A 21,598-nucleotide genomic window follows, 5' to 3' on the forward strand; every position below is an offset into this window, starting at 1 on the left:
TCTCCTTATTATTTATCGAGCGTCCTTACGGACAGAAGTCAATACTAGGGAAGTTGCGACCATAAATAGAGCTGAAAAAGCAATCAAGACTCCCCAATTTCCAAGAATCGCAAGTAGATCATAAGCATAGGTTCCTACCCCATCTTTTTGATAAACTTGCCAGTCAGTATGACCTTGAGACGGGACCAAATTGTTCATGTTTGCAATCCGAAAGAAGGCCGTTGTTCCCCATCTCGTAATCGTTGCATGTGAGATCCACACTAAAAATGGAATTTTTTCATCCAAAGATTGGAGAAAATTTGAAAACAGCAGTTGAACCATCAATACTAGCGGCATGGCTGTCATCGCTTGGGACGATTTTTTGACAAATGCCGAAATCAATAAGGCCAACATATCGGAAGTAAAAATCACCAAGAACAAAGTAACCCCAAAAAGAACTATCTGACTTCCATTTCCTTGAGCATGTGGATAAAGTATAACAATGGTTCCTATCATTAAGACAGCTTCGGCTAAACAAAGAACCAACTCTGTTAATACACGTGCCGCTACATAAGAAGGTAAGGACAAGCCTTTAATTTGGTACTCAAACTTGATGACTTTTCTCTCATTACAAATACTGGTCACTGAGTTAAAGAGACCAATCCAGAGAGCTGCAGAAATAAACATGATCGAAGAAGTTCTGGTAATGTGGTATTTATTAAAAACTTCATTAGCATTAAAAGCGATCGAAATGATGAAAGGAAGGAGAATCGCTTCTGATACAAAAAATAGGGATTTTTTGTTGATGAGGAGTCGAAGGAATTTACTAAAATAAATCGAGACTTGCTTCTTATCCAGCATGGACACCTCTCCTTTCATTTTCAAACCATAGCACATATCTGTCAACAAGAGCTGCATTTTCAGCTCCTGAAATTTTATGGACGATGTCTTCTAAGCTATTAGCCGCAAAGACTTTTAGCGCATTGTCAACAGATCCAAAGTAACAAAGTCTTCCGCATCCTTCCGAACTCTTTCCAACCACCATGACCTTGTCAAAGAGATGACGAATACGATCGGGTGTATGAGTGATAACACATAAGATTTTTCCTTCATCCGTAATCTCTCTCAGTGTGGTCATGACCTCCATGACCATGCTCCCATCAACACCGGAATCCGGCTCATCCATAAAGAGAATCTCAGGGCGCGTGATGTATTCCATTGCTATTGTAAGTTTTTTCTTCTGGCCACCTGAAAGAGAAGAACACTTAGATCCTTTTACCGATTCTAAATCCAACTTTTTCAGAACTGATAGGACTTCTTCTTTTCGAAGTTCAGGATTTTCTGCTAATTCAGATGGGCCATAGAGTTTGGCTGCATCTTCTAAATTCTTATAGACCGTATCTTCCATTCGGTAATGCTCATCCGGAGACTGAGGAGCGAGGGTGATCACCCCTTGTTTCTTCCCATCACTTAATAAATCCACTCCATTAAAATAAGCACTGGTATTTGAATAAACAAGTCCTGTCACTGCTTCCATAAAGGTTGATTTCCCAGCACCAGAACCACCCAGAATAAGTATCATCTCCTTAGGTTTAAATTCTACCTGAATGTCCTTAAGAATGGTTTTACGGTTTAAGAGATTTCCGACTGTTACATCTTGAATAGCAATCGTGAGTGATGAATGAGAAAAGTCCTGGCACTCTCTAGTTGAAACAGATGGATCTGCAGCTGCTGACTGAAGATCTTGGTAAATGATCTGATCTCCTAGTCTGACAACCAACTGATTTGATAAAACTACACAATCAATCCTAGCAAGCGAGGACAAATCCACCGGAAATGCATCTTTTTCAATGGTCTTCCATTCTGGGGATTGCATTTCTACAATGATGAATTTTGAGCGAAAAACATGGCCGTCAGCATCACAAAGGTGGATAATGGAACGATGATTTAATAGAGCACGTTGATTTGTCTGATAGATCACACCATCCACCTCAATCATCCCAGACAAACAATCAAGAAACCATTGATCATCAAGAAAACGGAAGACAGCAATAGAAGGGGACTGATAATCATCAGCCAGATGCAAATCTGCCTGACTCCCTTGAGATAGACCATCAACGCTTAAGCCATCAAAAAGTGGAATAGCAGAGAAATCCCTATTAAGGTAGGTAAAGATGGTTGGATTCTGCATAAATATAGCCCTTTCAAGAAAAATAAATTGCTAGACAGTCAAAACCACCCTATGAAGGGTGGTTAGACTCTATGGTATTTACTCCACGAGTGATTTACTAACTAATGGTTTAGCTTAGCGAATTTGTTCAAAGTGCAAGTGAACAGCGATGTGATCTCCATAACCACTTCTTTCCAAATCGCGTTGCAAACGATAAGAAATATAGTGTTCTGCAATGGTAATATAACCAGCACCAAGTAAACGGTGCTCAACCATTGATTGGATCATACTGATTGTGGCACGTTCCACTTTCGCTTCTTCCAAATCCATCACAACTTTTTTAGTCACTTGCGCCAAGTTTTGGCGAAGATCATCGGTCAAGACATAGACTGTTTGTGCTGCCTTCAAAACAGCTTGATAGATTTTATCTGGATCAAATTCTACAACTTCACCACTACGTTTAATGACTTCCATCTTATTCTCCTTGATCATCAATATACTTCTATTATCTAAATAAATAGGGGATTTGTCAAGAATCTAAAACATCAATAATCCGGACGAAGAACTCCCGTAATGATTTCTTTGGTCGCGTGGTAATCCCCATCCACTACAACCTTGATGATGCGCTTCGCTTCCTCAGCAGGAGCTGGCACTAATGGCAAACGAGTCGGACCAGCTTCAAAGCCCATATAGTTCAAGACTGCTTTAACAGGAGCTGGGCTTGGATAAGAGAAGAGAGCATTGACTTTCGGGATAAATTGGCGCTGAATGGCCGCCGCTTTTTTAATATCATTATTCTCAATGGCTAGGAACATTTCGTGCATTTCATCCCCATTGGTATGGGAAGCTACTGAAATCACACCATCTGCCCCAAGGTTCATGGCATGGAAAGCATCTCCATCCTCTCCCGTATAAATGAGGAACTCCTCTGGCTTGTGCTCGATTAGATAAGCCATATTGGCAAGGGTTGTACACTCTTTGACCCCAATGATATTTGGATGTTCCGCCAAACGAAGCATGGTTTCTGGTGTCATTTCGACAACCACGCGCCCAGGGATGTTATAGATTATGATTGGCAAGTTAGAAGCGTCTGCAATAGCCTTAAAATGCTGGTACATACCTTCTTGAGAAGGTTTGTTGTAATAAGGGACAATCGCTAATCCGGCAGCAAAACCACCAAATTGGTCCACTTCTTTTACAAACTCAATCGAGTCGCGAGTTTCATTGGTCCCGACACCAGCAATCAAAGGAACCCGTCCGTTGACTACCTTTTGCACCGCTGCAAAAAGTTCTAATTCTTCATCGTGAGTAAGAGTTGGACTTTCAGCTGTGGTACCAGCTAAAAGAATCCCATCTGTGTGATGAGCCAAGAGATGTTCGATGAGTGGAGGAATGGCCTCAAAGTTTATCGAACCATCTTCATGGAAGGGAGTGATAAAGGCAGTGATCATTCTACAATTTTTTAAGTCTTGATAAGACATACATACTCCTTTTTGAGACAACCATAGGGAAGAGGGACAGCACCAAAAGTTGATAGCTGTCCCCTATACACATTATTTAGTTAATGAATCATTTCAACTCAAACTTCAACTCAGCTGTTGGGCGCACGAGTCCACGTTCATGAAGGGTTTCTGCAATTTGAACTGAGTTCCAAGCAGCTCCTTTAAGAAGGTTATCAGAAACCACCCACATGTGAATCCCTTTTTCTGCATCCAAGTCTTTACGGATACGACCAACAAAGGTATCGCGAGAACCAACCGCATTGATAGCTTGTGGGTATACTTGATGAGCCACATCATCTTCTAGAACTGCTCCTGGGAAGGCAGCAATAGCCGCTTTCACTTCTTCGATTGGTGCTACTTCTTTTGTTTCAATATAGACTGACTCTGAGTGAGCTGACAAGACTGGAATACGTACACATGTTGCTGAGACAGCGATGCTATCGTCTTCCATGATTTTCTTAGTTTCATTGGTCATCTTCATTTCTTCATATGTGTAGTCATTATCAGTGAAGACGTCAATTTGAGGAAGGGCGTTAAAAGCGATTGGGTAATGTTTCTTATCACCACCTGAAGGTAAGATTTCCGCATGCAAATCACGTGGATCCACTCCATCATTCAATACTTCACGCAATTCACGTTGGGTTTCCAGAATGGCTCCCATACCTGCACCTGAAACAGCTTGGTAAGTAGACACGATGATACGGTCCAAGCCCCATTTTTGACGAACTGGTTCAAGAGCTACCATCATTTGAATCGTTGAACAGTTAGGACAGGCGATGATGCCGTTATGAGCATCAAGCGCATGTGCATTTACCTCAGGTACAACCAATGGCACATCCGGGTTTTGACGGAAGTAAGATGTATTATCAACAACTACTGCTCCTGCTTTAACAGCATATGGTGCATATTTAGCTGAAGTTGATCCTCCAGCAGAGAAGAGAGCGATATCAACCCCTTCAAAAGCATTTTCAGTTGTTTCTTCAATGGTCACGTCTTGCCCTTTGAATTGCAAGACTTTACCTGCTGAACGCGCAGACGCAAGGTAACGAATCTTATCGATTGGAAGTGTTGATTCTTCCAACATTTTGATCATTTGAGCACCAACGGCACCTGTAGCACCAACAACAGCAACTGTATATCCCATAATAAAACCTCTTTCGGAATTTTCTAAAAATTTGTGAATTTTATCTATTATACTATTTTTCCCTACAAATGAAAAGTGTATTTTACACTTATAAAAACAAAATAATCCCGATCTAAGACCGGGATAGTTTCTAGATATGAAATAGCTTTTATTAAAAATTAATGGATTTCATAATCCAAATCATTCAAATCCTTCTTGCCTTGAGTATCTTCCAATAAAAATGGCACTTGTTGCATCCCTTTGATACCCGCCACTAGTGAAGTTGGGAAGGTTACTATGGCTTGGTTGATTTGGCTAATATTACTATTGACAATGCGTTTAGAAGCTGCCAAATCTTCATTTTCGTCTGCAATTTCTTTTTGCAAGGCCAAGAATTGGTTAGAAGATAAGAGATCTGGATAATTCTCACCTACTGCTCGGATTTGTGCCAAAACATCGTTTTGATTGGCAATGACTTGGTTGGATTCTTGGATTGACGCACCTTGACGAAGGGCTACCAATTCCGTGAAGACCTTTTCCTCATGTTTGGCGTAGGCCTTAGCCGCCTTCAACATTTCAGAAATGGTATCGTAGCGTTTGACAAGAGTGATATCAACCGTTCTCTTTGCTTCTTCAATCATGACCTGATAACGATTCAAGCGATTGCTTTCACCGATAAACCACATAACAACGACAAGAGCAAAAACGACAATGGCAATAAATAACCCTAACATAGTTATTCTCCTTTAAATATATTGGTTAATTCATCAATGAGATCAATCTCCCTACAAAGTTTTTGATACTCTGCAGCAATCGAAAGACTTTCGATTGCATCTTTTCTATTCGGTGTTGGGAAAAGGTAGCGGTTAGTATATAAGGAAATATAGAGTGTATCTTGTACTAAATAAACACACATAGCATTTTGAGAAATTTGCTGATCAAACCATTCTAGTATCTTGGGTTTTAAGAATTTTCGAGCAGCCAGTTCATCTGTACAATAGATATTGTAATTTTCATTGTTTTGGATATCTTCTGTTTCAATTTGGACTTCATTAGGTCCAGCACCCGGATAGGCACCTTTTAGTTCTCTTTTTAAAAACAAAGATTTCTTGGTTGGAACAACTCTCAAGTGCCCTGGAAATGAGATAGGAGCTTTTAAAGAAAAAATCTGACCAGCAAAATCTTTAACTTCTTCTCTGACCGTATGAGTTTCCCCACTAGAGTCTCTCTTTGTTCGCGTCTCAATATGATAAGCATAGAGATTGGCTACTACGAGATTCTTTTCATCATGGAAAGATAATTGATGAAAGAGATCAAACTTAGTCGATCTCGGACTAATGACCTGCAGGACATTCATTGGGTAGTCAGCTGTCAGAGTTAGCTCCGCTTGAGGAAAAACTTCTTTCAGGATGGGACAAAGAAAATCTGTAATATAAATCTCTTCATTGGATCGAACCTGATCTCCGAATAAGGCTTTTCGTTTTTTGTATTCTGGTAAATAATAAAACACCACTACAAGAAGAATGATAACAATCGCTGCTCGCCATCTAACAAGTTGGAAGGAGAGAAAAGCTAGAATACCACCAAGAATAGTGGCGTTTCTCCAATGAATATTATTCTTCATTTGTTCATTCATAATGAGCAACTTAGCCTGATATTGTTCTAATTTTTCCAGTTCACTGATACGTTGAAACGTTTCTTGTGACCACTTGTTGTTTGGACTGTTTTGATCATACACTATAACCATCTCCTTTCAAACACAAATGAATCCATTTATTTACATCATTATATCACCGGTAGTCATAAGAGGCAAACAAATTTATGTATTTGCTTACAATGAATTTTTACAAAAAAAATCCCCTACCAAACGGTAAGGGATCGAGGCATCTTTCGATGAGAACAGCCGGTTCACACAACTGTTCAAGGTCCGCTCCTGCGTTACAATTGAATGTAGACCTCCTCAGCGCAAAAGGCTCCTAAGAGCCAATCGACTCATCGCATGAAGCTAGTCTACCATGAAATCACATGAACTGTCAAGAGGGTCGTTCTAGACTTCCTTTAAAAAGTTTGAGCTGAGCTAAGCTCCTCTGGTTTTTACATTAGGAGCTTCACAGTCCCTTCGATGGTCTTTTGCATCCAGACAATATCATGCCATTGATCAAATTTATAGCCAATTTTAGGAAAATGAGCAACTTTCACATAGCCTCGTTTCTCATGTAGGGCGATACTAGCTGGATTTGGCAGGGCAATACAAGCTAAGAACCGCAAATAACCACGCGCCTCTATCTCGATCTCTAATGCCTCATACAAACGAGAACCCAGTCCTTGCCCACGATGATCTTGATCCACATAGACGGATACTTCTACCGCCCAATCATATGCTGATCGATCATAATAGCTTGAGGCATAGGCATAAGCAAGGACTTGACCGTCTACTTCAGCTACTAAATAGGGAAAACGTTGAAGGATCTTTTCGATACGCCCTTCAAATTCCTCAATCGTCGGAACCTGGTATTCAAAAGTGATGGCTGTTTTCTCAACATAAGGGGCATAAATCCTGACAAGTTCAGGAGCATCTTCAAGGGTGACGGGTCTTATCTTCAGCATGGTCTTCTCGCTTTCTATCTCTCTATTATACCCCAAAAACACAAAAATAGAGGTTGTCCACCAACCTCTATATATGTTTATTAGAACAAGCCTAAAGCAGTACCATCTTCTGCTACATCCATGTTCAAAGCAGCAGGACGTTTTGGTAATCCAGGCATAGTCATCACTTCACCTGTCAAAGCAACAATGAAGCCTGCACCAGTCTTAGGTACCAATTCGCGAATGGTAATGTCAAAACCAGACGGCGCCCCGAGGAGACTTGGATCATCTGAGAAACTGTATTGGGTCTTAGCCATACAAACTGGCAACTTATCCCAGCCATTTTTCACGATTTGAGCAATCTGAGTTTTAGCTTTCTTCTCAAAGACAACATTGTCGGCCCGGTAAATTTCTTGGGCAATCTTAGTGATTTTTTCTTCAACAGAAAGGTCATTATCATAAAGACGACTGTAATTGGCTGGATTTGTTTCAATTGTCTCCACTACTGTTTCTGCTAGGGCCAACCCTCCATCAGCACCATCAGCCCAAACGCTCGCCAATTCAACAGGAACTTGAATAGAAGCACAGAGTTCTTTCAGAGTTGCAATTTCAGCTTCTGTATCTGTGACAAATTCATTAATAGCCACTACTACAGGAATTCCGAATTTACGCATATTTTCTACGTGGCGTTCCAAGTTCACAAAACCTGAACGAACAGCTTCTACATTTTCTTCAGAAAGAGCATCTTTGGCAACTCCACCATTCATCTTCAAAGCACGAATCGTTGCGACAATCACCACTGCAGATGGACTAACAGGAAGATTTGGTGTTTTGATATCCAAGAATTTTTCGGCTCCCAAATCCGCCCCAAAACCTGCTTCTGTCACTACGTAATCGGCTAAACGAAGAGCGGTTGAGGTAGCTAAAACAGAATTACATCCATGGGCAATATTAGCAAAAGGTCCACCATGAACAAAGGCTGGCGTTCCATAGATGGTTTGGACCAAGTTTGGCTTGATCGCATCTTTCAGAATCAAGGCAAGCGCCCCTTCCACTTCCAAATCACGGACATAAACTGGACTACGATCATAGCGATAACCGATCACAATATTAGCTAAACGGCGCTTCAAGTCTTTAATATCCGTCGCCAAGCAAAGGATGGCCATAATCTCAGAAGCAACGGTGATATCAAACCCGTCTTCACGAGGAATCCCATTGAGCGGTCCACCGAGACCAACCGATACGTGTCGCAAAGCACGGTCATTCAAGTCCACTACCCGTTTCCAGATAATCCGACGTTGGTCAATGCCTAGCTCATTTCCTTGATGCAAATGATTATCAATCAATGCCGAAAGAGCATTATTTGCTGTTGTAATGGCATGCATGTCACCCGTGAAATGAAGGTTGATATCCTCCATTGGGAGTACTTGAGCATAGCCTCCCCCAGCTGCACCACCTTTAATCCCCATAACAGGACCTAAAGAAGGTTCGCGAATGGCAATCATGGTTTGTTTTCCAATTTTATTTAATGCATCTGCCAAACCAATGGTGATGGTAGACTTCCCTTCTCCAGCCGGAGTCGGGTTAATCGCTGTTACCAAGATGAGTTTTCCTGGTTCTTCCTTCTGAACGGCTTGGATCTTGTCAAAGGTTAATTTTGCCTTGTACTTTCCATAAAGTTCCAAGTCATCAAATTGAATGCCCAATTTCTCAACTACATCTGTGATTGGTTTCAATTCAATACTTTGTGCAATCTCGATATCTGTCTTCATCTGAATCTCCTCACTATTTTATAATCCTATTATACAGAAATTTTGCGAGGATATATATTTTAAATGTCAAACTTTTTCCATTCGTTCGGATTTTGCCTTTAAAATAGACCTTATCAGCCTTCATTCTAATTTCTTATACCCTTCTATATGAAATAACTATTAGTCCCTTCATTGTCCACTCTACCGCCTTTGCATCCCCTTGACCAACAATCGTATGAGCCGTGTTCCTGGCTTTACTAAAATATAAAATTCTTGTAAAATAAGCCTATGAATATTTTGATTACTTCCGGTGGGACGAGTGAAAAGATCGATCAGGTTCGTTCGATTACCAACCATTCCACTGGTCAACTTGGAAAAATTATTTCCGAACGTTTTTTAGAGGCAGGTTTTTCTGTGACTCTGGTGACAACTCAAACTGCGGTTCAGCCTAAAGAACATCCTCGTTTAAGAAAGATATTTATCAAAAATGTCGCTGAACTTCAAACCGTCCTTGAAAAAGAAACTCCAACTCACCATGTGCTCATCCATGCGATGGCCGTCTCTGACTACAGCCCCGTTTATATGTCAGGCTTTCAGGCTGTCAAAGAAGCTAGCAATTTAGAGCAATTTCTCCATCAAACCAACCAGGAATCGAAAATTTCATCAGAGGAAGATTACCAGGTTCTCTTTTTGAAGAAAAATCCTAAGTTGATTTCTCTAGTAAAAACTTGGAATCCAAACATACGCTTGATTGGCTTTAAACTGCTTGTTGATGTTGCACAGGATCAACTCCTAGCCGTTGCTCGTGCAAGCCTCGAAAAGAATCAGGCAGAAATGATTGTTGCCAATGACTTAAGCGAAATTCAAGACGGAAAACATCGAGCTTACTTAGTTACGAAAGATGCTACTCAAATAGCTGAAACGAAATTGGATATTGCTCAAAAAATTTATCATCACATTAGGAACAAAGGATAAAACCTATGGCGAATATACTACTGGCTGTAACTGGGAGCATTTCTGCCTACAAGACAGCAGACCTCACCAGTCAATTGACCAAGCTCGGTCACCAGGTAAAGGTTCTGATGACTCCTGCAGCTACAGCTTTTATTACCCCTCTAACACTTCAGGTCCTCTCCAAACAAGCTGTCCTGGTAGAAGTCATGACAGAAGAGGATCCAAAACAAATCCAACATATTGACTTGGGGAAAGAGGCCGATCTTTTTCTAGTCGCACCTGCTAGTGCCAATACCATTGCAAAATTAGCCCACGGCTTTGCAGATACTATTGTTACCAGCACTGCTTTGGCCCTTCCGTCTGAGGTGAAGAAATTCCTAGCACCCGCTATGAATACCAAGATGTTGGACCACCCCGCTACACAAAACAATCTTGAAACTCTAAAAAGCTACGGCTACCAAATCATCCCACCGCGCGAAGCTTTACTAGCTTGTGGCGATCAGGGATCTGGCGCTTTAGCTTCCATCGAAACCATTCTAACTACTATACAGGAGTCGCTCTCATGAGAAAATCTTCTTCATCCATTGCACAAATTTCTATTTTCTTCGCTATCATGGTGACCATTCATTTTACATCAACCATGATCTTCCAATTCTTCCCCTTTTTAATTCCACCGACCTTCGTCCATATCCCAGTTGTCATTGCCTCCATTCTTTATGGACCTCGTATTGGTGGGACCTTGGGACTTTTAATGGGACTCTTTAGCCTCACCATCAACACCATTGTTCAGCTACCAAGTAGTTATTTATTCAGTCCCTTTGTTGAAAAAGGGAACATTTACTCTCTGATTATTGTGCTGGTTCCCCGTATCCTCATTGGGATCACCCCTTACTTTGTGTACAAGTTGATCCATAATAAATCCGGACTGGCAATCGCTGCCGCGGTTGGATCTTTCACCAACACTTTCTTTGTGCTTTCAGGTATTTTCATCTTCTTTTCACAAAATTATCCAGGTGGTATCCAAGCCTTCCTCGCTGCTGTTTTAACTACTAACTCTTTGATTGAGGTCCTTGCGACAGTCATTCTGACACTAGCTATCATCCCACCTCTCTCAAAAGTTAAGAATTCATTGTAATGCATTTTCGTTTATCACACTTTTTAAATGAAGGTGTGATTTTTTTGTCGATCTCAGCATATAAATTTGAAAACAATTGCTATTGAATCTAGTTTTTTCAGAAAAAAAATGCTATAATGTAAGCGATTAATTATAGAAATAAGGAGTTGCACTATGACTTATCAAGAAAACTTCCAAAAATGGGCTGATTTCGCTGATCTACCAGATTACCTTCGTCGTGATTTGGAAAACATGGATGAAAAAACGAAGGAAGATGCTTTCTACACAAACCTTGAATTCGGTACTGCAGGTATGCGCGGACTGATTGGTGCGGGTACAAACCGTATTAACATCTATGTAGTCCGTCAAGCAACTGAAGGTTTGGCTCGTTTGATTGAATCTAAAGGTGGAAATGAAAAAGAACGTGGTGTAGCCATCGCCTACGATAGCCGTCACTTCTCTCCAGAATTTGCCTTCGAATCAGCAGCCGTTCTTGCAAAACACGGTATTAAATCCTATGTCTTTGAAAGTCTCCGTCCAACTCCAGAACTTTCATTTGCTGTTCGTCACCTCAACTGCTTCGCAGGGATTATGATTACTGCTAGCCACAACCCTGCTCCGTTTAATGGATATAAGGTTTACGGTGAAGATGGTGGTCAAATGCCTCCACACGACGCGGACGCATTGACAACCTACATCCGTGCTATCGACAATCCATTTGCAGTTGAAGTTGCTGATGTAGAAGCTGAAAAAGCATCTGGTTTGATTGAAGTTATTGGCGAAGCTGTCGACACTGAATACCTCAAAGAAGTAAAAGACGTTAACATCAACCCAGCCTTGATTGAAGAGTTTGGCAAAGACATGAAGATTGTCTACACTCCTCTTCACGGTACTGGTGAAATGTTGGCTCGTCGTGCTCTTGCGCAAGCAGGATTTGACTCTGTTCAAGTCGTTGAAGCTCAAGCAACTCCAGACCCAGACTTCTCAACTGTTAAATCTCCAAACCCTGAAAGCCAAGCAGCCTTTGCTCTTGCAGAAGAACTTGGTCGCCAAGTAGGAGCTGATGTTCTTGTGGCAACTGACCCTGACGCTGACCGTGTCGGTGTTGAAGTCCTTCAAAAAGACGGTAGCTACCTTAACCTTTCAGGTAACCAAATCGGTGCCATCATGGCTAAGTACATCTTGGAAGCCCACAAAAATGCTGGTACACTTCCAGAAAATGCAGCCCTTTGCAAATCAATCGTTTCAACTGACTTGGTAACGAAGATTGCTGAAAGCTACGGCGCAACCATGTTTAACGTCTTGACTGGTTTCAAATTCATCGCTGAAAAGATTCAAGAATTCGAAGAAAAACACAACCACACTTACATGATGGGATTTGAAGAAAGCTTCGGTTACTTGATCAAACCATTCGTGCGTGATAAAGATGCGATTCAAGCTGTCCTTGTCGTTGCTGAGCTTGCTGCCTACTACCGTTCTCGTGGTTTAACACTTGCTGACGGTATCGAGGAAATCTACAAAGAGTACGGCTACTACGCTGAAAAGACAATCTCTGTTACACTTTCTGGTGTTGACGGTGCTGAGCAAATCAAGGCGATTATGGCGAAATTCCGTGAAAACGGTCCAAAAGAATTCAATGGAACTGCCATTGCTGTCGTTGAAGACTTCAAAGCACAAACATCTACTGCTGCTGATGGCACTGTAACAGCCTTAACTACTCCTCCAAGTGATGTATTGAAATACACACTTGCGGATGGTTCATGGATTGCCGTTCGCCCTTCAGGTACAGAACCAAAAATCAAGTTCTACATTGCCGTTGTTGGTGAAAGCAACGAAGATTCTCAAGCTAAAATTGCTAACATCGAAGCTGAAATCAATGCCTTTGTAAAATAAGCAACCACAAAAGATGAGATCAACCAATCTCATCTTTTTTTCGTATCAAAATACAGCATTTTTTCGCCCTTTATGGCATACTAGATTTATAAGAAAGCGAGGTAATCTCATGGAACAATTTTTAGAAGATATTAAAGATCTTGAAGTAACCACTGTTGCGCGTGCGCAAGAAGCCATCGATCAAAAAGAAACAGCAACCTTCTTTATTGGACGCAAAACTTGTCCTTACTGTCGTAAATTCGCTGCTAAATTAGCAACTGTCGTAGCCGAAACTAAAGCTCATATCTACTTCATTAATAGTGAAGAACCAAGTCAACTTGATGCTTTGCAAGCCTTCCGCTCTACCTATGGCATTCCAACTGTTCCTGGATTTTTACATGTCGAAGCCGGTGAAGTTAGCGTTCGCTGCGACTCATCCATGTCAGAAGAAGAAATCAAAGCATTCGCTCATCTATAAAAAATTAGCTAGAGATTATTATCTAGCTAATTTTCATTTTCTGTAAAAGTCGTCCAAATCTTCTGCTGAGGTTTGGCAAAAGGATAGGCCGAAAATTCTTCTGGTTGCAACCAAACAGTCGAATCACTGGTTGCTTGTTCTCCTTCTTTTACCAATCCGTAACGAAGTTGAACCTGCCACTTGCGATGCGAAAATACATGCTGGACCATGGGATAAGATCTGTCTTGCCAATCAATAACCAAATCATAGTCCTGTTCAAAGGAGAGAATCTCTAGATTGCCCACTGCTTGTTCTTTCTCATCCAGTAGAGACAATTGGCCCAGGTTCTCAGATAGACTATCCACTTCAATCAAGGGAAAATGCCAGAAGCCTGACAAGAGTCCTTCTCGCTCATTTTTTTCCAGCAGGTAGCGCCCTTGACTATCCTTTATAATAAAGGCTGTTAAATAAACGGGTACTGGTTTCTTCTTTGGAGCCTTGATGGGATAGCGATCCATGGTCCCATGCTGATAGGCCGAGCTAAACTCTTTTACAGGACTCTCTTCGGGCCGTGGATTGACTGGGGACTCGATATCTGAGCCCAAATCCATCAAAGCCTGATTGAAATCACCCGGACGCTCTGGATCGATCAAGACTTCCATCATGGCTTGAAAAATCTTACGATTAGTCGGAACTCCGATATCGTAGTCAACCTCAAACAAACGAGCTAAAACCCGCATGACATTGCCATCCACTGCTGGCTCTGGCAAGCCAAAGGCAATACTGGCAATGGCACCAGCTGTATAAGGTCCAATTCCCTTGAGTTTAGAGATAGCCTCATAGCTTGATGGAAAAACACCCCCATGGTCCTCCATGATTTGCTTGGCAGCTTTCTGCATGTTGCGGACCCGTGAGTAATAGCCCAAGCCCTCCCAAGCTTTTAATAGTTTTTCTTCAGGGGCTTGAGCCAGATCCGCAATCGTCGGAAACCAATCCAAAAAACGCTCATAATAGGGAATCACGGTATCCACTCGTGTCTGCTGGAGCATAATCTCTGAGATCCATATTTTATAAGGATCTTGCGTCCTTCTCCAGGGGAGATCCCGTTTATTGGCATCGTACCAGGCTAATAACTTTTCTCGGAAAGAGGCAATTTTTTCCTCCTCCCACATATTAATCCCATAGTCTTTTAAATCCATCATATTCCTAGTATACCATAGAATGGGTTCTAGTTTAGAGATTCTGACTCTACAATAAAAGCCTAGGAAACTCCTAAGCCTTTCAATCATTCTTATTGTTCAACAGCTTGAGCCGCCGTAATCAAGGTCAACTTGTAAACATCATCTGCATTACATCCGCGGGAAAGGTCGTTCACTGGCTTGTTCAATCCTTGCAAGACTGGACCTACCGCCGCAAAGCCACCAAGACGTTCTGCCATCTTGTAACCAATGTTACCAGCTTCGATACCAGGGAAGATAAAGACATTGGCTTGACCTGCTACCTTGCTTCCTGGAGCTTTCAATGCTGCTGTTTCAGGTACAAAGGCTGCGTCAAATTGCAATTCCCCATCAATTTCAAGATCTGGACGAAGCTCATGAGCGATTTTTGTTGCTTCAACTACTTTATCAACACTTTCACCAAAACCTGAACCTTTTGTTGAGTAGCTCAACATGGCGATTTTTGGATCAATCCCAAACATCTTCGCTGTGATAGCAGAGTTGATGGCAATTTCAGCCAAGCCTTCAGCATCTGGATTGATATTAATAGCGCAGTCCCCAAACAAGTAACGTTCAGATCCACGGACCATGAGGAAGGCACCTGAAGTACGACTAACATTTGGACGAGTTTTAATAATTTGAAGTGCTGGACGAACGGTTGCAGCTGTTGAGTGAATTGCACCTGACACCATTCCATCAACAATTCCAAGATGTACCAACATGACACCAAAGTAGTTGACATCATCTTGCAAAATTTGGCGTGCTTCTTCTTCTGTCATTTTACCCTTGCGACGTTCAACTAAGGAAGTTACCATCTCTTCAAAACCTGAGTAAGAATACGGATCGATGACTTCGTATCCTTCCAAAACTCCTTCAATTTCAAGGTAAATGCCAATCTTATCTGGATTCCCAAGCAAGACAGGGGTTACGTCTGTTTCTTTGACAATGCGTTTTGCTGCTTGCAGAATACGAGGCTCTTCACCTTCTGGTAATACAATACGAGCATTCTTACCAACGAGGTTGGCTTTGAGGCTTTCAAAAACTTCCATGAGTTTCTCCTTTGAAAAAATTAAATATTTGATAACTGTTTTAAGACTTGGCTAAAATCATCTGGCAAAGAACTTTCAATTCGAAGTTCTTCTTCCAAAAAAGGATGATAGAAAGCCAAGGAATGGCAATGCAAGGCTTGTCTAAGAATCCCATCTTCTAACGACCCTCCATAGAGATCATCTCCCAAAAGTGGAAAACCGATATGGGAAAAATGAACGCGTATCTGATGGGTCCGACCTGTATGCAACTGGATATCCACTAGATGAATATCACCAAAAGACTGAACAACTTGGTAGCTGGTATGAGCATACTTGCCACCTTTTGCTACCTTTCGGGTAATGATGGAGTCTTCATCACGCGCAATGGGGGCAATGATGTCACCCTTACTTGCCAACTCACCCTTCCCCTTTACCAATGCAAAGTAACGTTTTTGGATGGTCTTGGCCTGAAGTTGTTTATCTAAGCGAGCATGGGCATAGCCATGTTTAGCAAAGAGCATGATCCCACTGGTATCCTTGTCTAAACGGGTGACAATATGAACCAGCTGATTCTCATACTGGTTTCGAACGTAGTAGCCCTTGACAAAGTTTGCAATGGTATTGGAATGAAGGGAACTAGGAATGGATGCCACTCCTGCCGGTTTGTTGAGGACCAAGAAATGATCGTCTTCATACAAAATTTCCAAATCCCGATCAATGGCCTCCAAGGCTTCATAACCTTCCTCAGAGGGAATATCAATCGTTACCTTATCTCCGATATCCAGAAGATAAATAGCATTTTGTTCAATGCCATTAACTAAAATCTGGCCTCCAGAAAACTTGATCTTGGCCAATAAGCCCTTTGAAACCTGGTGCTTCTTCAGGAATGTTTTGACCTTGACGTGTTCGTCTGCAATAAACTCGAACCTCATTCGTCAATATCTCCAATAAAAGCATCCTTGACCCGATTCCAGAAACTGGTATGACTTGGGCTCGCTACGAAATTGATCTTGTGGTTATCAATCTGGTATTCGATATGGACGATATTTCGATAAGAATAAGTTGAATTATCAACAGAGAGAATGTGAAAGCCTGGCCGGCTAGGAGTGATTTCAATCTTATCTTTTTTGGGAACAATAATCGATGACCCCAAAGTTCGATAGACACGATTATTCAGACTAGCGATTTCAGCAATCTGAAGCGCTTCGATCGTCGGGTGAAGTACAGCTCCTCCCAAAGATTTGTTATAAGCTGTGCTACCTGTAGGGGTCGAAACCGTAATACCATCCCCTCTGAATCGCTCAAAATGAACGCCATTGATGGTTAAATCAGCCACCATGGTTCGATCGCTTCGTTTAATCGTCGCTTCGTTAAGGGCTCGCATAATCTTCGTATCCCCATTATCAAAAGTCACTTTGACATTAAGGATTGGGTAAGATACCTTGGCACCTGTATCGAACTTGAGATTTTCTACCAACTTGTCAATCTCATCATCTAAATAGTCTGTATAAAATCCAAGATGCCCCGTATGCACCCCAACAAAACGAACCCGATCTAATTGACTCTCGTACTTATGAAAAGCAGAGAGCAACATGCCATCCCCACCGATAGAGATCACGATATCCGGATGCTTCTCAGTTAAGATAAAATTATTCTTTTTTAATTTATAACGAAGTTGTTGAAAAACCTCTTCGCTCTGGCGTTTTCGATTTCGAATAATCGAAACCTTTTTACCTGTAGTCCTCATCTGTATCATCACTATTTCCGACGCCATCGTTTAATTTACGATGCATTGGATCAAAAAGAGCTTGCGCCTCCTGAATGGCATCACGAATGGCACCCATTTCCTCATCGAGTTGATAAGCCAAATTCGCGGTGACTTCAAGACGCTTCTTAATCTCGTCCGGAAAATCTCCTTTATATTTGTAATTTAATGAGTGTTCAATGGTGGCCCAGAAATTCATAGACAGGGTACGAATCTGAATCTCTGCCAAAATCGTTTCATAGCCATTAATGGTATCTACTGGATACTCTACCACTACATGATAGCTTCGATACCCACTTGATTTCTTGTGACGAATATAGTCTCGTTCTTGAACCACGCGCATATCCTGACGCTTCCGCAAGACTTCTAGGACTTCGTCTACGTCGTCTACAAATTGAACCATGATCCTCAGACCAGCAATATCTTGCATATCTTGAGCCAGGTTCTCTTCAGAAATACTTCTGCGTTCCATCTTTTCGAGAATACTCTCAATCGGCTTCACACGACCGGTCACAAACTCGATTGGGGAATGCTTTTGTTGTTTGCGGTACTGCTTTCTTATCCCACGAAGTTTAATCTTCAACTCCCCAACTGCTTGGATATAGGGATCTAAAAAATTTTCCCAATCAATCGCCATTGAATCACCTTGTCATCTCAAAGTTTTTTGTATAAAATAAACACATCTATTATTATATCATAAAGAGCTTGCAAACGAAAGAAAAGGACGTAGCTATGAATCATTTAGAAATTGAATTTAAAACCTTACTAACCAAGGAAGAGTACCATTCTCTAGAAGACTTTTTCAAAGACCAAAAACCTATCCGACAAACCAATCACTATATTGATACGCCCGACCATGCTATCCGGAATCATCGGATGGCCTTGCGAATTCGTACCTTAGCTGATCGGGCTGAGCTAACCCTTAAAGTGCCGCAAGATGCGGGACATTTTGAATACAATCAAGCCCTTACTTTTGATCAAGTAGAAGCCTTTCTCTCCAAGAAAAAACTTCCTCAAGGTGAGATTGCCAGCTTTCTCACTGATTTAGACATTCCTCTCACTTCATTAGATGTCTGGGGAAGTCTAGAAACAGAGAGACGAGAGAAAAGAATCTCTAAAGGTTTATTAGCTTTTGACCGTAGTCGCTATAACTCCATTGAAGATTATGAATTAGAAATGGAGGTGGATGCCGCCTCAGATGAAACTTATTTTCACGAATTTCTCAAGGAAAAACAAATTGAATACAAGCCTGCAAAAAGTAAAGTAGCAAGATTGGCCCAAAGTTTGCTAAAAAGCTGAAATTACTGAATTTTTTTGCTAAAATAAGACTAGACAAAAATATCTAAATGAGGATCAAACACATGTCAGAAAAAAACAATATGAAGCTCTTCGCACTCAACTCCAACCAAGAAATTGCACAAAAAATTTCAGAAGTTGCTGGCATCCCACTCGGAAAGCTTTCTTCACGTCAATTCTCAGATGGTGAAATCCAAATTAATATCGAAGAAAGTGTGCGTGGATATGATATTTACATCATCCAATCTACTAGCTTCCCAGTGAACAATCACTTGATGGAATTGTTAATCATGGTAGATGCTTGCCAACGAGCAAGTGCCCATACCGTAAACGTGGTCCTTCCATACTTTGGGTATGCTCGTCAAGACCGTACTGCTGCTCCTCGCGAACCAATTACAGCAAAATTAGTTGCCAACATGCTTGTCAAGGCAGGGGTAGACCGTGTTGTAACCCTCGATCTTCATGCGGTTCAAGTACAAGGCTTCTTCGATATCCCAGTAGACAACTTGTTTACGATTCCTCTATTTGCTGATCACTATATCAAACAAGGTTTAACCGGTTCAGATGTAGTGGTTGTCAGCCCTAAAAATTCTGGAGTGAAACGCGCCCGCAATCTTGCAGAATATCTAGATGCCCCAATTGCTATCATCGACTACGCCCAAGACGACTCTAGTCGTGACGAGGGCTACATCATCGGGGATGTTAAAGGTAAAAAAGCAATCCTCATCGATGATATTTTAAATACAGGAAAAACCTTCTCTGAAGCTGCAAAAATTGTCCAACGCGACGGCGCTACTGAGATTTATGCCGTTTCAAGTCACGGACTTTTCGTTAAGGGAGCTGCGGAATTACTAGACCAAGCACCGATTAAAGAAATTTTAGTTACAGACTCTGTAGCAACCAAAGAACAAAAACCAAAAAATGTAAAATACATTACTGCAAGCGAATTGATTGGAGAGGCCCTTGTTCGTATCCAAGAGCGTAAACCAGTTAGTCCACTCTTTGCATACCACAAGAAATAAGGTGATGGCGTGATTTATTTTGACAATGCGGCAACCACTCCCCTAAGCCCAGGAGTAATCAAGGTGATGACAGAAACGATGGAAACTAGTTTCGGAAATCCCTCTAGTCTCCACTCCCACGGTCGCCAAGCGAAAAAGATTCTTAGAGATGCTAGGGAATGTGTTGCAACTTGTTTAAAGACCTCTAGTCAACAGATTATCTTCACTTCTGGCGGGACCGAAAGCAATAACACCGTTATAAAGGGCTACTGTCTCAAACATAGACAGCAAGGGAAACATATTATTACCACGGCTATTGAGCACCATGCCGTCCTTGAACCAATTGAGTACTTAGTTAAAGAATATGGATTTGAAGTAACCATCATTCAACCGGTCGATCAAAAAATTCGCCTTGAAGATATTCAAGCTGCACTTCGTCCCGATACTATTTTAGTATCCACTATGTATGCCAACAACGAAACGGGTGATCTCTTACCTATCAAGGCAATTTCTGACCTTTTAAAAGACCATCCTGCTGCTTTTCATGTCGATGCTGTTCAAGCCGTTGGTAAACTTGCTGTAGCCCCTGAAGAGCTTGGAGTTGATTTTCTAACTGCATCGGCCCATAAATTTCACGGGCCTAAGGGAGTTGGACTTCTCTATGCTAAAAAGCCTGACTTCTTCAATCTCTTACACGGGGGTGACCAAGAAGACAAGCGTCGAGCTAGTACAGAGAACTTGATTTCAATTGCTGGAATGGCTCAAGCCCTCAAAGAAGCAACTGATCAGTTAGACGCAAATTATCAGTATATTCAGACCTTATCTAAACGTATCCTAACCGGCCTAGAAGATTTAGATTTCTATCTGAATGGCACAGACTCCAAACTTCCTCATGTCTTGAACATTGGCTTCCCAGGTATCAGCAATGATATCCTACTGCTTCGTTTAGATATGGCAGGGATTTCAGTCTCAACTGGCTCTGCTTGTACTGCGGGGACTGTTCAACCAAGTCACGTCCTTGCAGCTTATTATGGTGAAGATTCCCCTCGCTTGAAGGAATCTATTCGCATTAGTTTATCCGAATTCAATACTTCTGATGAAGTCGATATTTTTATTACAAACATTCATAAAATTTTAGGAGAATTACATGGCATTTGAAACATCTGTCTCATTAACAAACTGTGATTACACATACGCAATCCACCCAAATATCAAGAAATATACCCTACGTGACAATACTTTTACACAAACAAAGGTTGGTAACTACGAATTAAATCGTTTATTAGAAGCTATTCCAAATAGCGGAGATGGCTTTAAGTTAAAGATTATCATCAATAAGGATTTAACAGGATTTAAAATTAACATTACTGACAAGTCAGGCCTTCGTTTGGTAAATATTTTTAAAAATCCAGAAAACAAAATTATCCAACAAAAATTCTACTTCCTCATGGACAGTTTAGTTGAACGTGAAATTTTTGAAAGGATTGAAAACTAATGACCAATGGTCCTGTAGTCCTCACCTATTTGGATGCATACCAAAAAGAACGTCAGGTTAGCTACGATAACATCGATCACTGTCTATTAGCCTTCTCAGGCTGTGTGACCATTCCAGATTCCTATCAGGTTGTTTCTGTTACCTACAAGGAGCATCCCTTACCTTTCACTGGAAAAATCGGTGACTTTTATCGCTATCTGATTCAGTTTGATCAGAGTTTAAGAAATTCCAATTAACAATGAAAACACCTTTTTGGTGTTTTTTTAGTATAAGATAGTTGCTTTTTTC

24 protein-coding genes are annotated in these 21,598 nt (G+C 41.3%); 10 read left to right on the forward strand and 14 right to left on the reverse strand.

Going from position 1 to position 21,598, the window contains the following annotated elements; all coding sequences use genetic code 11:
• Positions 1 to 12: 12 nt before the first annotated feature.
• From AC3E6G_RS04130 to AC3E6G_RS04170, 9 genes are all read right to left on the reverse strand, one after another.
• The gene (locus tag AC3E6G_RS04130) at positions 13 to 840 is read right to left on the reverse strand and encodes an ABC transporter permease (protein ID WP_048788995.1); all 828 of its coding nucleotides are present in this window, start codon (positions 838 to 840) and stop codon (positions 13 to 15) included.
• Positions 830 to 2,170, reverse strand: coding sequence for an ATP-binding cassette domain-containing protein (locus AC3E6G_RS04135; protein ID WP_490700516.1), 1,341 nt, complete (start codon positions 2,168 to 2,170; stop codon positions 830 to 832). Before AC3E6G_RS04135 ends, AC3E6G_RS04130 begins: the two co-directional genes overlap by 11 nt.
• Positions 2,171 to 2,284: 114 nt before the next feature.
• Entirely contained in the window at positions 2,285 to 2,623 is a 339-nt protein-coding gene (locus tag AC3E6G_RS04140) for an ATP cone domain-containing protein (RefSeq protein WP_006597242.1), read from the reverse strand.
• A 71-nt stretch (positions 2,624 to 2,694) separates the two neighbouring features.
• Positions 2,695 to 3,630 carry a 4-hydroxy-tetrahydrodipicolinate synthase gene (gene dapA, locus AC3E6G_RS04145; protein WP_048715961.1) on the reverse strand — a complete coding sequence of 312 codons (936 nt, stop codon included), beginning with the start codon at positions 3,628 to 3,630 and terminating at the stop codon, positions 2,695 to 2,697.
• A gap of 88 nt (positions 3,631 to 3,718) precedes the next feature.
• Positions 3,719 to 4,795, reverse strand: a complete 1,077-nt coding sequence (locus AC3E6G_RS04150) for an aspartate-semialdehyde dehydrogenase (protein ID WP_125336128.1) — start codon at positions 4,793 to 4,795, stop codon at positions 3,719 to 3,721.
• 158 nt (positions 4,796 to 4,953) lie between these two features.
• Complete coding sequence (locus AC3E6G_RS04155; protein WP_125336129.1) at positions 4,954 to 5,508, reverse strand: LemA family protein; 555 nt, start codon at positions 5,506 to 5,508, stop codon at positions 4,954 to 4,956.
• 2 nt (positions 5,509 to 5,510) lie between these two features.
• Complete coding sequence (locus AC3E6G_RS04160) at positions 5,511 to 6,521, reverse strand: DUF3137 domain-containing protein (protein WP_285337975.1); 1,011 nt, start codon at positions 6,519 to 6,521, stop codon at positions 5,511 to 5,513.
• Between the two features lie 347 nt (positions 6,522 to 6,868).
• Positions 6,869 to 7,381 carry a GNAT family N-acetyltransferase gene (locus AC3E6G_RS04165; RefSeq protein WP_125336131.1) on the reverse strand — a complete coding sequence of 171 codons (513 nt, stop codon included), beginning with the start codon at positions 7,379 to 7,381 and terminating at the stop codon, positions 6,869 to 6,871.
• Positions 7,382 to 7,461: 80 nt separating this feature from the next.
• The gene (locus tag AC3E6G_RS04170; RefSeq protein WP_285337976.1) at positions 7,462 to 9,132 is read right to left on the reverse strand and encodes a formate--tetrahydrofolate ligase; all 1,671 of its coding nucleotides are present in this window, start codon (positions 9,130 to 9,132) and stop codon (positions 7,462 to 7,464) included.
• A gap of 267 nt (positions 9,133 to 9,399) precedes the next feature.
• Between AC3E6G_RS04170 and AC3E6G_RS04175 the strand changes: the two genes are divergently transcribed.
• The 5 genes from AC3E6G_RS04175 (at position 9,400) to AC3E6G_RS04195 (ending at position 13,529) form a co-directional block, all read left to right on the forward strand.
• Positions 9,400 to 10,086 carry a phosphopantothenate--cysteine ligase gene (locus tag AC3E6G_RS04175; RefSeq protein WP_490700517.1) on the forward strand — a complete coding sequence of 229 codons (687 nt, stop codon included), beginning with the start codon at positions 9,400 to 9,402 and terminating at the stop codon, positions 10,084 to 10,086.
• 5 nt (positions 10,087 to 10,091) lie between these two features.
• Complete coding sequence (gene coaC / locus AC3E6G_RS04180) at positions 10,092 to 10,631, forward strand: phosphopantothenoylcysteine decarboxylase (protein ID WP_490700518.1); 540 nt, start codon at positions 10,092 to 10,094, stop codon at positions 10,629 to 10,631.
• A complete protein-coding gene (locus AC3E6G_RS04185; protein WP_490700519.1) occupies positions 10,628 to 11,200 on the forward strand; it encodes an ECF transporter S component in 573 nt (190 codons plus the stop codon). Before coaC ends, AC3E6G_RS04185 begins: the two co-directional genes overlap by 4 nt.
• A gap of 153 nt (positions 11,201 to 11,353) precedes the next feature.
• The gene (locus AC3E6G_RS04190) at positions 11,354 to 13,072 is read left to right on the forward strand and encodes a phospho-sugar mutase (protein WP_490700520.1); all 1,719 of its coding nucleotides are present in this window, start codon (positions 11,354 to 11,356) and stop codon (positions 13,070 to 13,072) included.
• 109 nt (positions 13,073 to 13,181) lie between these two features.
• Entirely contained in the window at positions 13,182 to 13,529 is a 348-nt protein-coding gene (locus tag AC3E6G_RS04195) for a DUF6568 family protein (RefSeq protein WP_070661389.1), read from the forward strand.
• A gap of 26 nt (positions 13,530 to 13,555) precedes the next feature.
• Here the strand turns inward: AC3E6G_RS04195 and mutY are convergent, their stop codons facing one another.
• The 5 genes from mutY to yjbM all read right to left on the reverse strand — a co-directional run bounded on the left by mutY (position 13,556) and on the right by yjbM (position 18,155).
• Positions 13,556 to 14,710 carry an A/G-specific adenine glycosylase gene (gene mutY, locus AC3E6G_RS04200; protein ID WP_490700521.1) on the reverse strand — a complete coding sequence of 385 codons (1,155 nt, stop codon included), beginning with the start codon at positions 14,708 to 14,710 and terminating at the stop codon, positions 13,556 to 13,558.
• A gap of 89 nt (positions 14,711 to 14,799) precedes the next feature.
• Positions 14,800 to 15,774, reverse strand: coding sequence for a phosphate acetyltransferase (gene pta / locus AC3E6G_RS04205; RefSeq protein ID WP_490700522.1), 975 nt, complete (start codon positions 15,772 to 15,774; stop codon positions 14,800 to 14,802).
• Between the two features lie 20 nt (positions 15,775 to 15,794).
• Positions 15,795 to 16,685, reverse strand: a complete 891-nt coding sequence (locus AC3E6G_RS04210; RefSeq protein WP_490700523.1) for an RluA family pseudouridine synthase — start codon at positions 16,683 to 16,685, stop codon at positions 15,795 to 15,797.
• On the reverse strand, positions 16,682 to 17,500 hold the full coding sequence (locus AC3E6G_RS04215) for an NAD kinase (protein WP_490700685.1): 819 nt from the start codon (positions 17,498 to 17,500) through the stop codon (positions 16,682 to 16,684). The genes AC3E6G_RS04210 and AC3E6G_RS04215 overlap by 4 nt, the downstream gene beginning before the upstream one ends.
• Complete coding sequence (gene yjbM / locus AC3E6G_RS04220) at positions 17,484 to 18,155, reverse strand: GTP diphosphokinase (protein WP_048690012.1); 672 nt, start codon at positions 18,153 to 18,155, stop codon at positions 17,484 to 17,486. Before yjbM ends, AC3E6G_RS04215 begins: the two co-directional genes overlap by 17 nt.
• A 95-nt stretch (positions 18,156 to 18,250) precedes the next feature.
• On the opposite strand from yjbM, the gene AC3E6G_RS04225 reads away from it, so the two are divergent.
• From AC3E6G_RS04225 to AC3E6G_RS04245, 5 genes are all read left to right on the forward strand, one after another.
• The gene (locus AC3E6G_RS04225) at positions 18,251 to 18,817 is read left to right on the forward strand and encodes a CYTH domain-containing protein (RefSeq protein ID WP_490700524.1); all 567 of its coding nucleotides are present in this window, start codon (positions 18,251 to 18,253) and stop codon (positions 18,815 to 18,817) included.
• Between the two features lie 62 nt (positions 18,818 to 18,879).
• Positions 18,880 to 19,836, forward strand: a complete 957-nt coding sequence (locus AC3E6G_RS04230) for a ribose-phosphate diphosphokinase (RefSeq protein WP_238656357.1) — start codon at positions 18,880 to 18,882, stop codon at positions 19,834 to 19,836.
• Positions 19,837 to 19,845: 9 nt separating this feature from the next.
• Positions 19,846 to 20,973 (forward strand): cysteine desulfurase family protein, encoded by a 1,128-nt coding sequence (locus tag AC3E6G_RS04235; protein ID WP_490700525.1) that lies wholly within the window; start codon positions 19,846 to 19,848, stop codon positions 20,971 to 20,973.
• Positions 20,963 to 21,310, forward strand: a complete 348-nt coding sequence (locus tag AC3E6G_RS04240; protein WP_490700526.1) for a DUF1831 domain-containing protein — start codon at positions 20,963 to 20,965, stop codon at positions 21,308 to 21,310. Before AC3E6G_RS04235 ends, AC3E6G_RS04240 begins: the two co-directional genes overlap by 11 nt.
• A complete protein-coding gene (locus tag AC3E6G_RS04245; RefSeq protein ID WP_490700527.1) occupies positions 21,310 to 21,546 on the forward strand; it encodes a DUF4649 family protein in 237 nt (78 codons plus the stop codon). The genes AC3E6G_RS04240 and AC3E6G_RS04245 overlap by 1 nt, the downstream gene beginning before the upstream one ends.
• Positions 21,547 to 21,598 lie beyond the last annotated feature (52 nt).

This window comes from Streptococcus sp. SCPM-O-B-23252 (M501), from assembly GCF_058200355.1.

Excerpts from the sequence above, each read along its gene's own strand:
- AC3E6G_RS04170 (WP_285337976.1), bottom strand. The coding sequence starts at position 9,132 with ATGAAGACAGATATCGAGATTGCACAAAGTATTGAATTGAAACCAATC.
- AC3E6G_RS04165 (WP_125336131.1), bottom strand. The coding sequence starts at position 7,381 with ATGCTGAAGATAAGACCCGTCACCCTTGAAGATGCTCCTGAACTTGTC.
- AC3E6G_RS04160 (WP_285337975.1), bottom strand. The coding sequence starts at position 6,521 with ATGGTTATAGTGTATGATCAAAACAGTCCAAACAACAAGTGGTCACAA.
- AC3E6G_RS04175 (WP_490700517.1), top strand. The coding sequence starts at position 9,400 with ATGAATATTTTGATTACTTCCGGTGGGACGAGTGAAAAGATCGATCAG.
- dapA (WP_048715961.1), bottom strand. The coding sequence starts at position 3,630 with ATGTCTTATCAAGACTTAAAAAATTGTAGAATGATCACTGCCTTTATC.
- AC3E6G_RS04225 (WP_490700524.1), top strand. The coding sequence starts at position 18,251 with ATGAATCATTTAGAAATTGAATTTAAAACCTTACTAACCAAGGAAGAG.
- AC3E6G_RS04185 (WP_490700519.1), top strand. The coding sequence starts at position 10,628 with ATGAGAAAATCTTCTTCATCCATTGCACAAATTTCTATTTTCTTCGCT.
- AC3E6G_RS04155 (WP_125336129.1), bottom strand. The coding sequence starts at position 5,508 with ATGTTAGGGTTATTTATTGCCATTGTCGTTTTTGCTCTTGTCGTTGTT.
- coaC (WP_490700518.1), top strand. The coding sequence starts at position 10,092 with ATGGCGAATATACTACTGGCTGTAACTGGGAGCATTTCTGCCTACAAG.
- yjbM (WP_048690012.1), bottom strand. The coding sequence starts at position 18,155 with ATGGCGATTGATTGGGAAAATTTTTTAGATCCCTATATCCAAGCAGTT.
- AC3E6G_RS04150 (WP_125336128.1), bottom strand. The coding sequence starts at position 4,795 with ATGGGATATACAGTTGCTGTTGTTGGTGCTACAGGTGCCGTTGGTGCT.
- pta (WP_490700522.1), bottom strand. The coding sequence starts at position 15,774 with ATGGAAGTTTTTGAAAGCCTCAAAGCCAACCTCGTTGGTAAGAATGCT.
- AC3E6G_RS04195 (WP_070661389.1), top strand. The coding sequence starts at position 13,182 with ATGGAACAATTTTTAGAAGATATTAAAGATCTTGAAGTAACCACTGTT.
- AC3E6G_RS04210 (WP_490700523.1), bottom strand. The coding sequence starts at position 16,685 with ATGAGGTTCGAGTTTATTGCAGACGAACACGTCAAGGTCAAAACATTC.
- AC3E6G_RS04135 (WP_490700516.1), bottom strand. The coding sequence starts at position 2,170 with ATGCAGAATCCAACCATCTTTACCTACCTTAATAGGGATTTCTCTGCT.
- AC3E6G_RS04240 (WP_490700526.1), top strand. The coding sequence starts at position 20,963 with ATGGCATTTGAAACATCTGTCTCATTAACAAACTGTGATTACACATAC.
- AC3E6G_RS04245 (WP_490700527.1), top strand. The coding sequence starts at position 21,310 with ATGACCAATGGTCCTGTAGTCCTCACCTATTTGGATGCATACCAAAAA.
- AC3E6G_RS04130 (WP_048788995.1), bottom strand. The coding sequence starts at position 840 with ATGCTGGATAAGAAGCAAGTCTCGATTTATTTTAGTAAATTCCTTCGA.
- AC3E6G_RS04230 (WP_238656357.1), top strand. The coding sequence starts at position 18,880 with ATGTCAGAAAAAAACAATATGAAGCTCTTCGCACTCAACTCCAACCAA.
- mutY (WP_490700521.1), bottom strand. The coding sequence starts at position 14,710 with ATGATGGATTTAAAAGACTATGGGATTAATATGTGGGAGGAGGAAAAA.
- AC3E6G_RS04190 (WP_490700520.1), top strand. The coding sequence starts at position 11,354 with ATGACTTATCAAGAAAACTTCCAAAAATGGGCTGATTTCGCTGATCTA.
- AC3E6G_RS04215 (WP_490700685.1), bottom strand. The coding sequence starts at position 17,500 with ATGAGGACTACAGGTAAAAAGGTTTCGATTATTCGAAATCGAAAACGC.
- AC3E6G_RS04140 (WP_006597242.1), bottom strand. The coding sequence starts at position 2,623 with ATGGAAGTCATTAAACGTAGTGGTGAAGTTGTAGAATTTGATCCAGAT.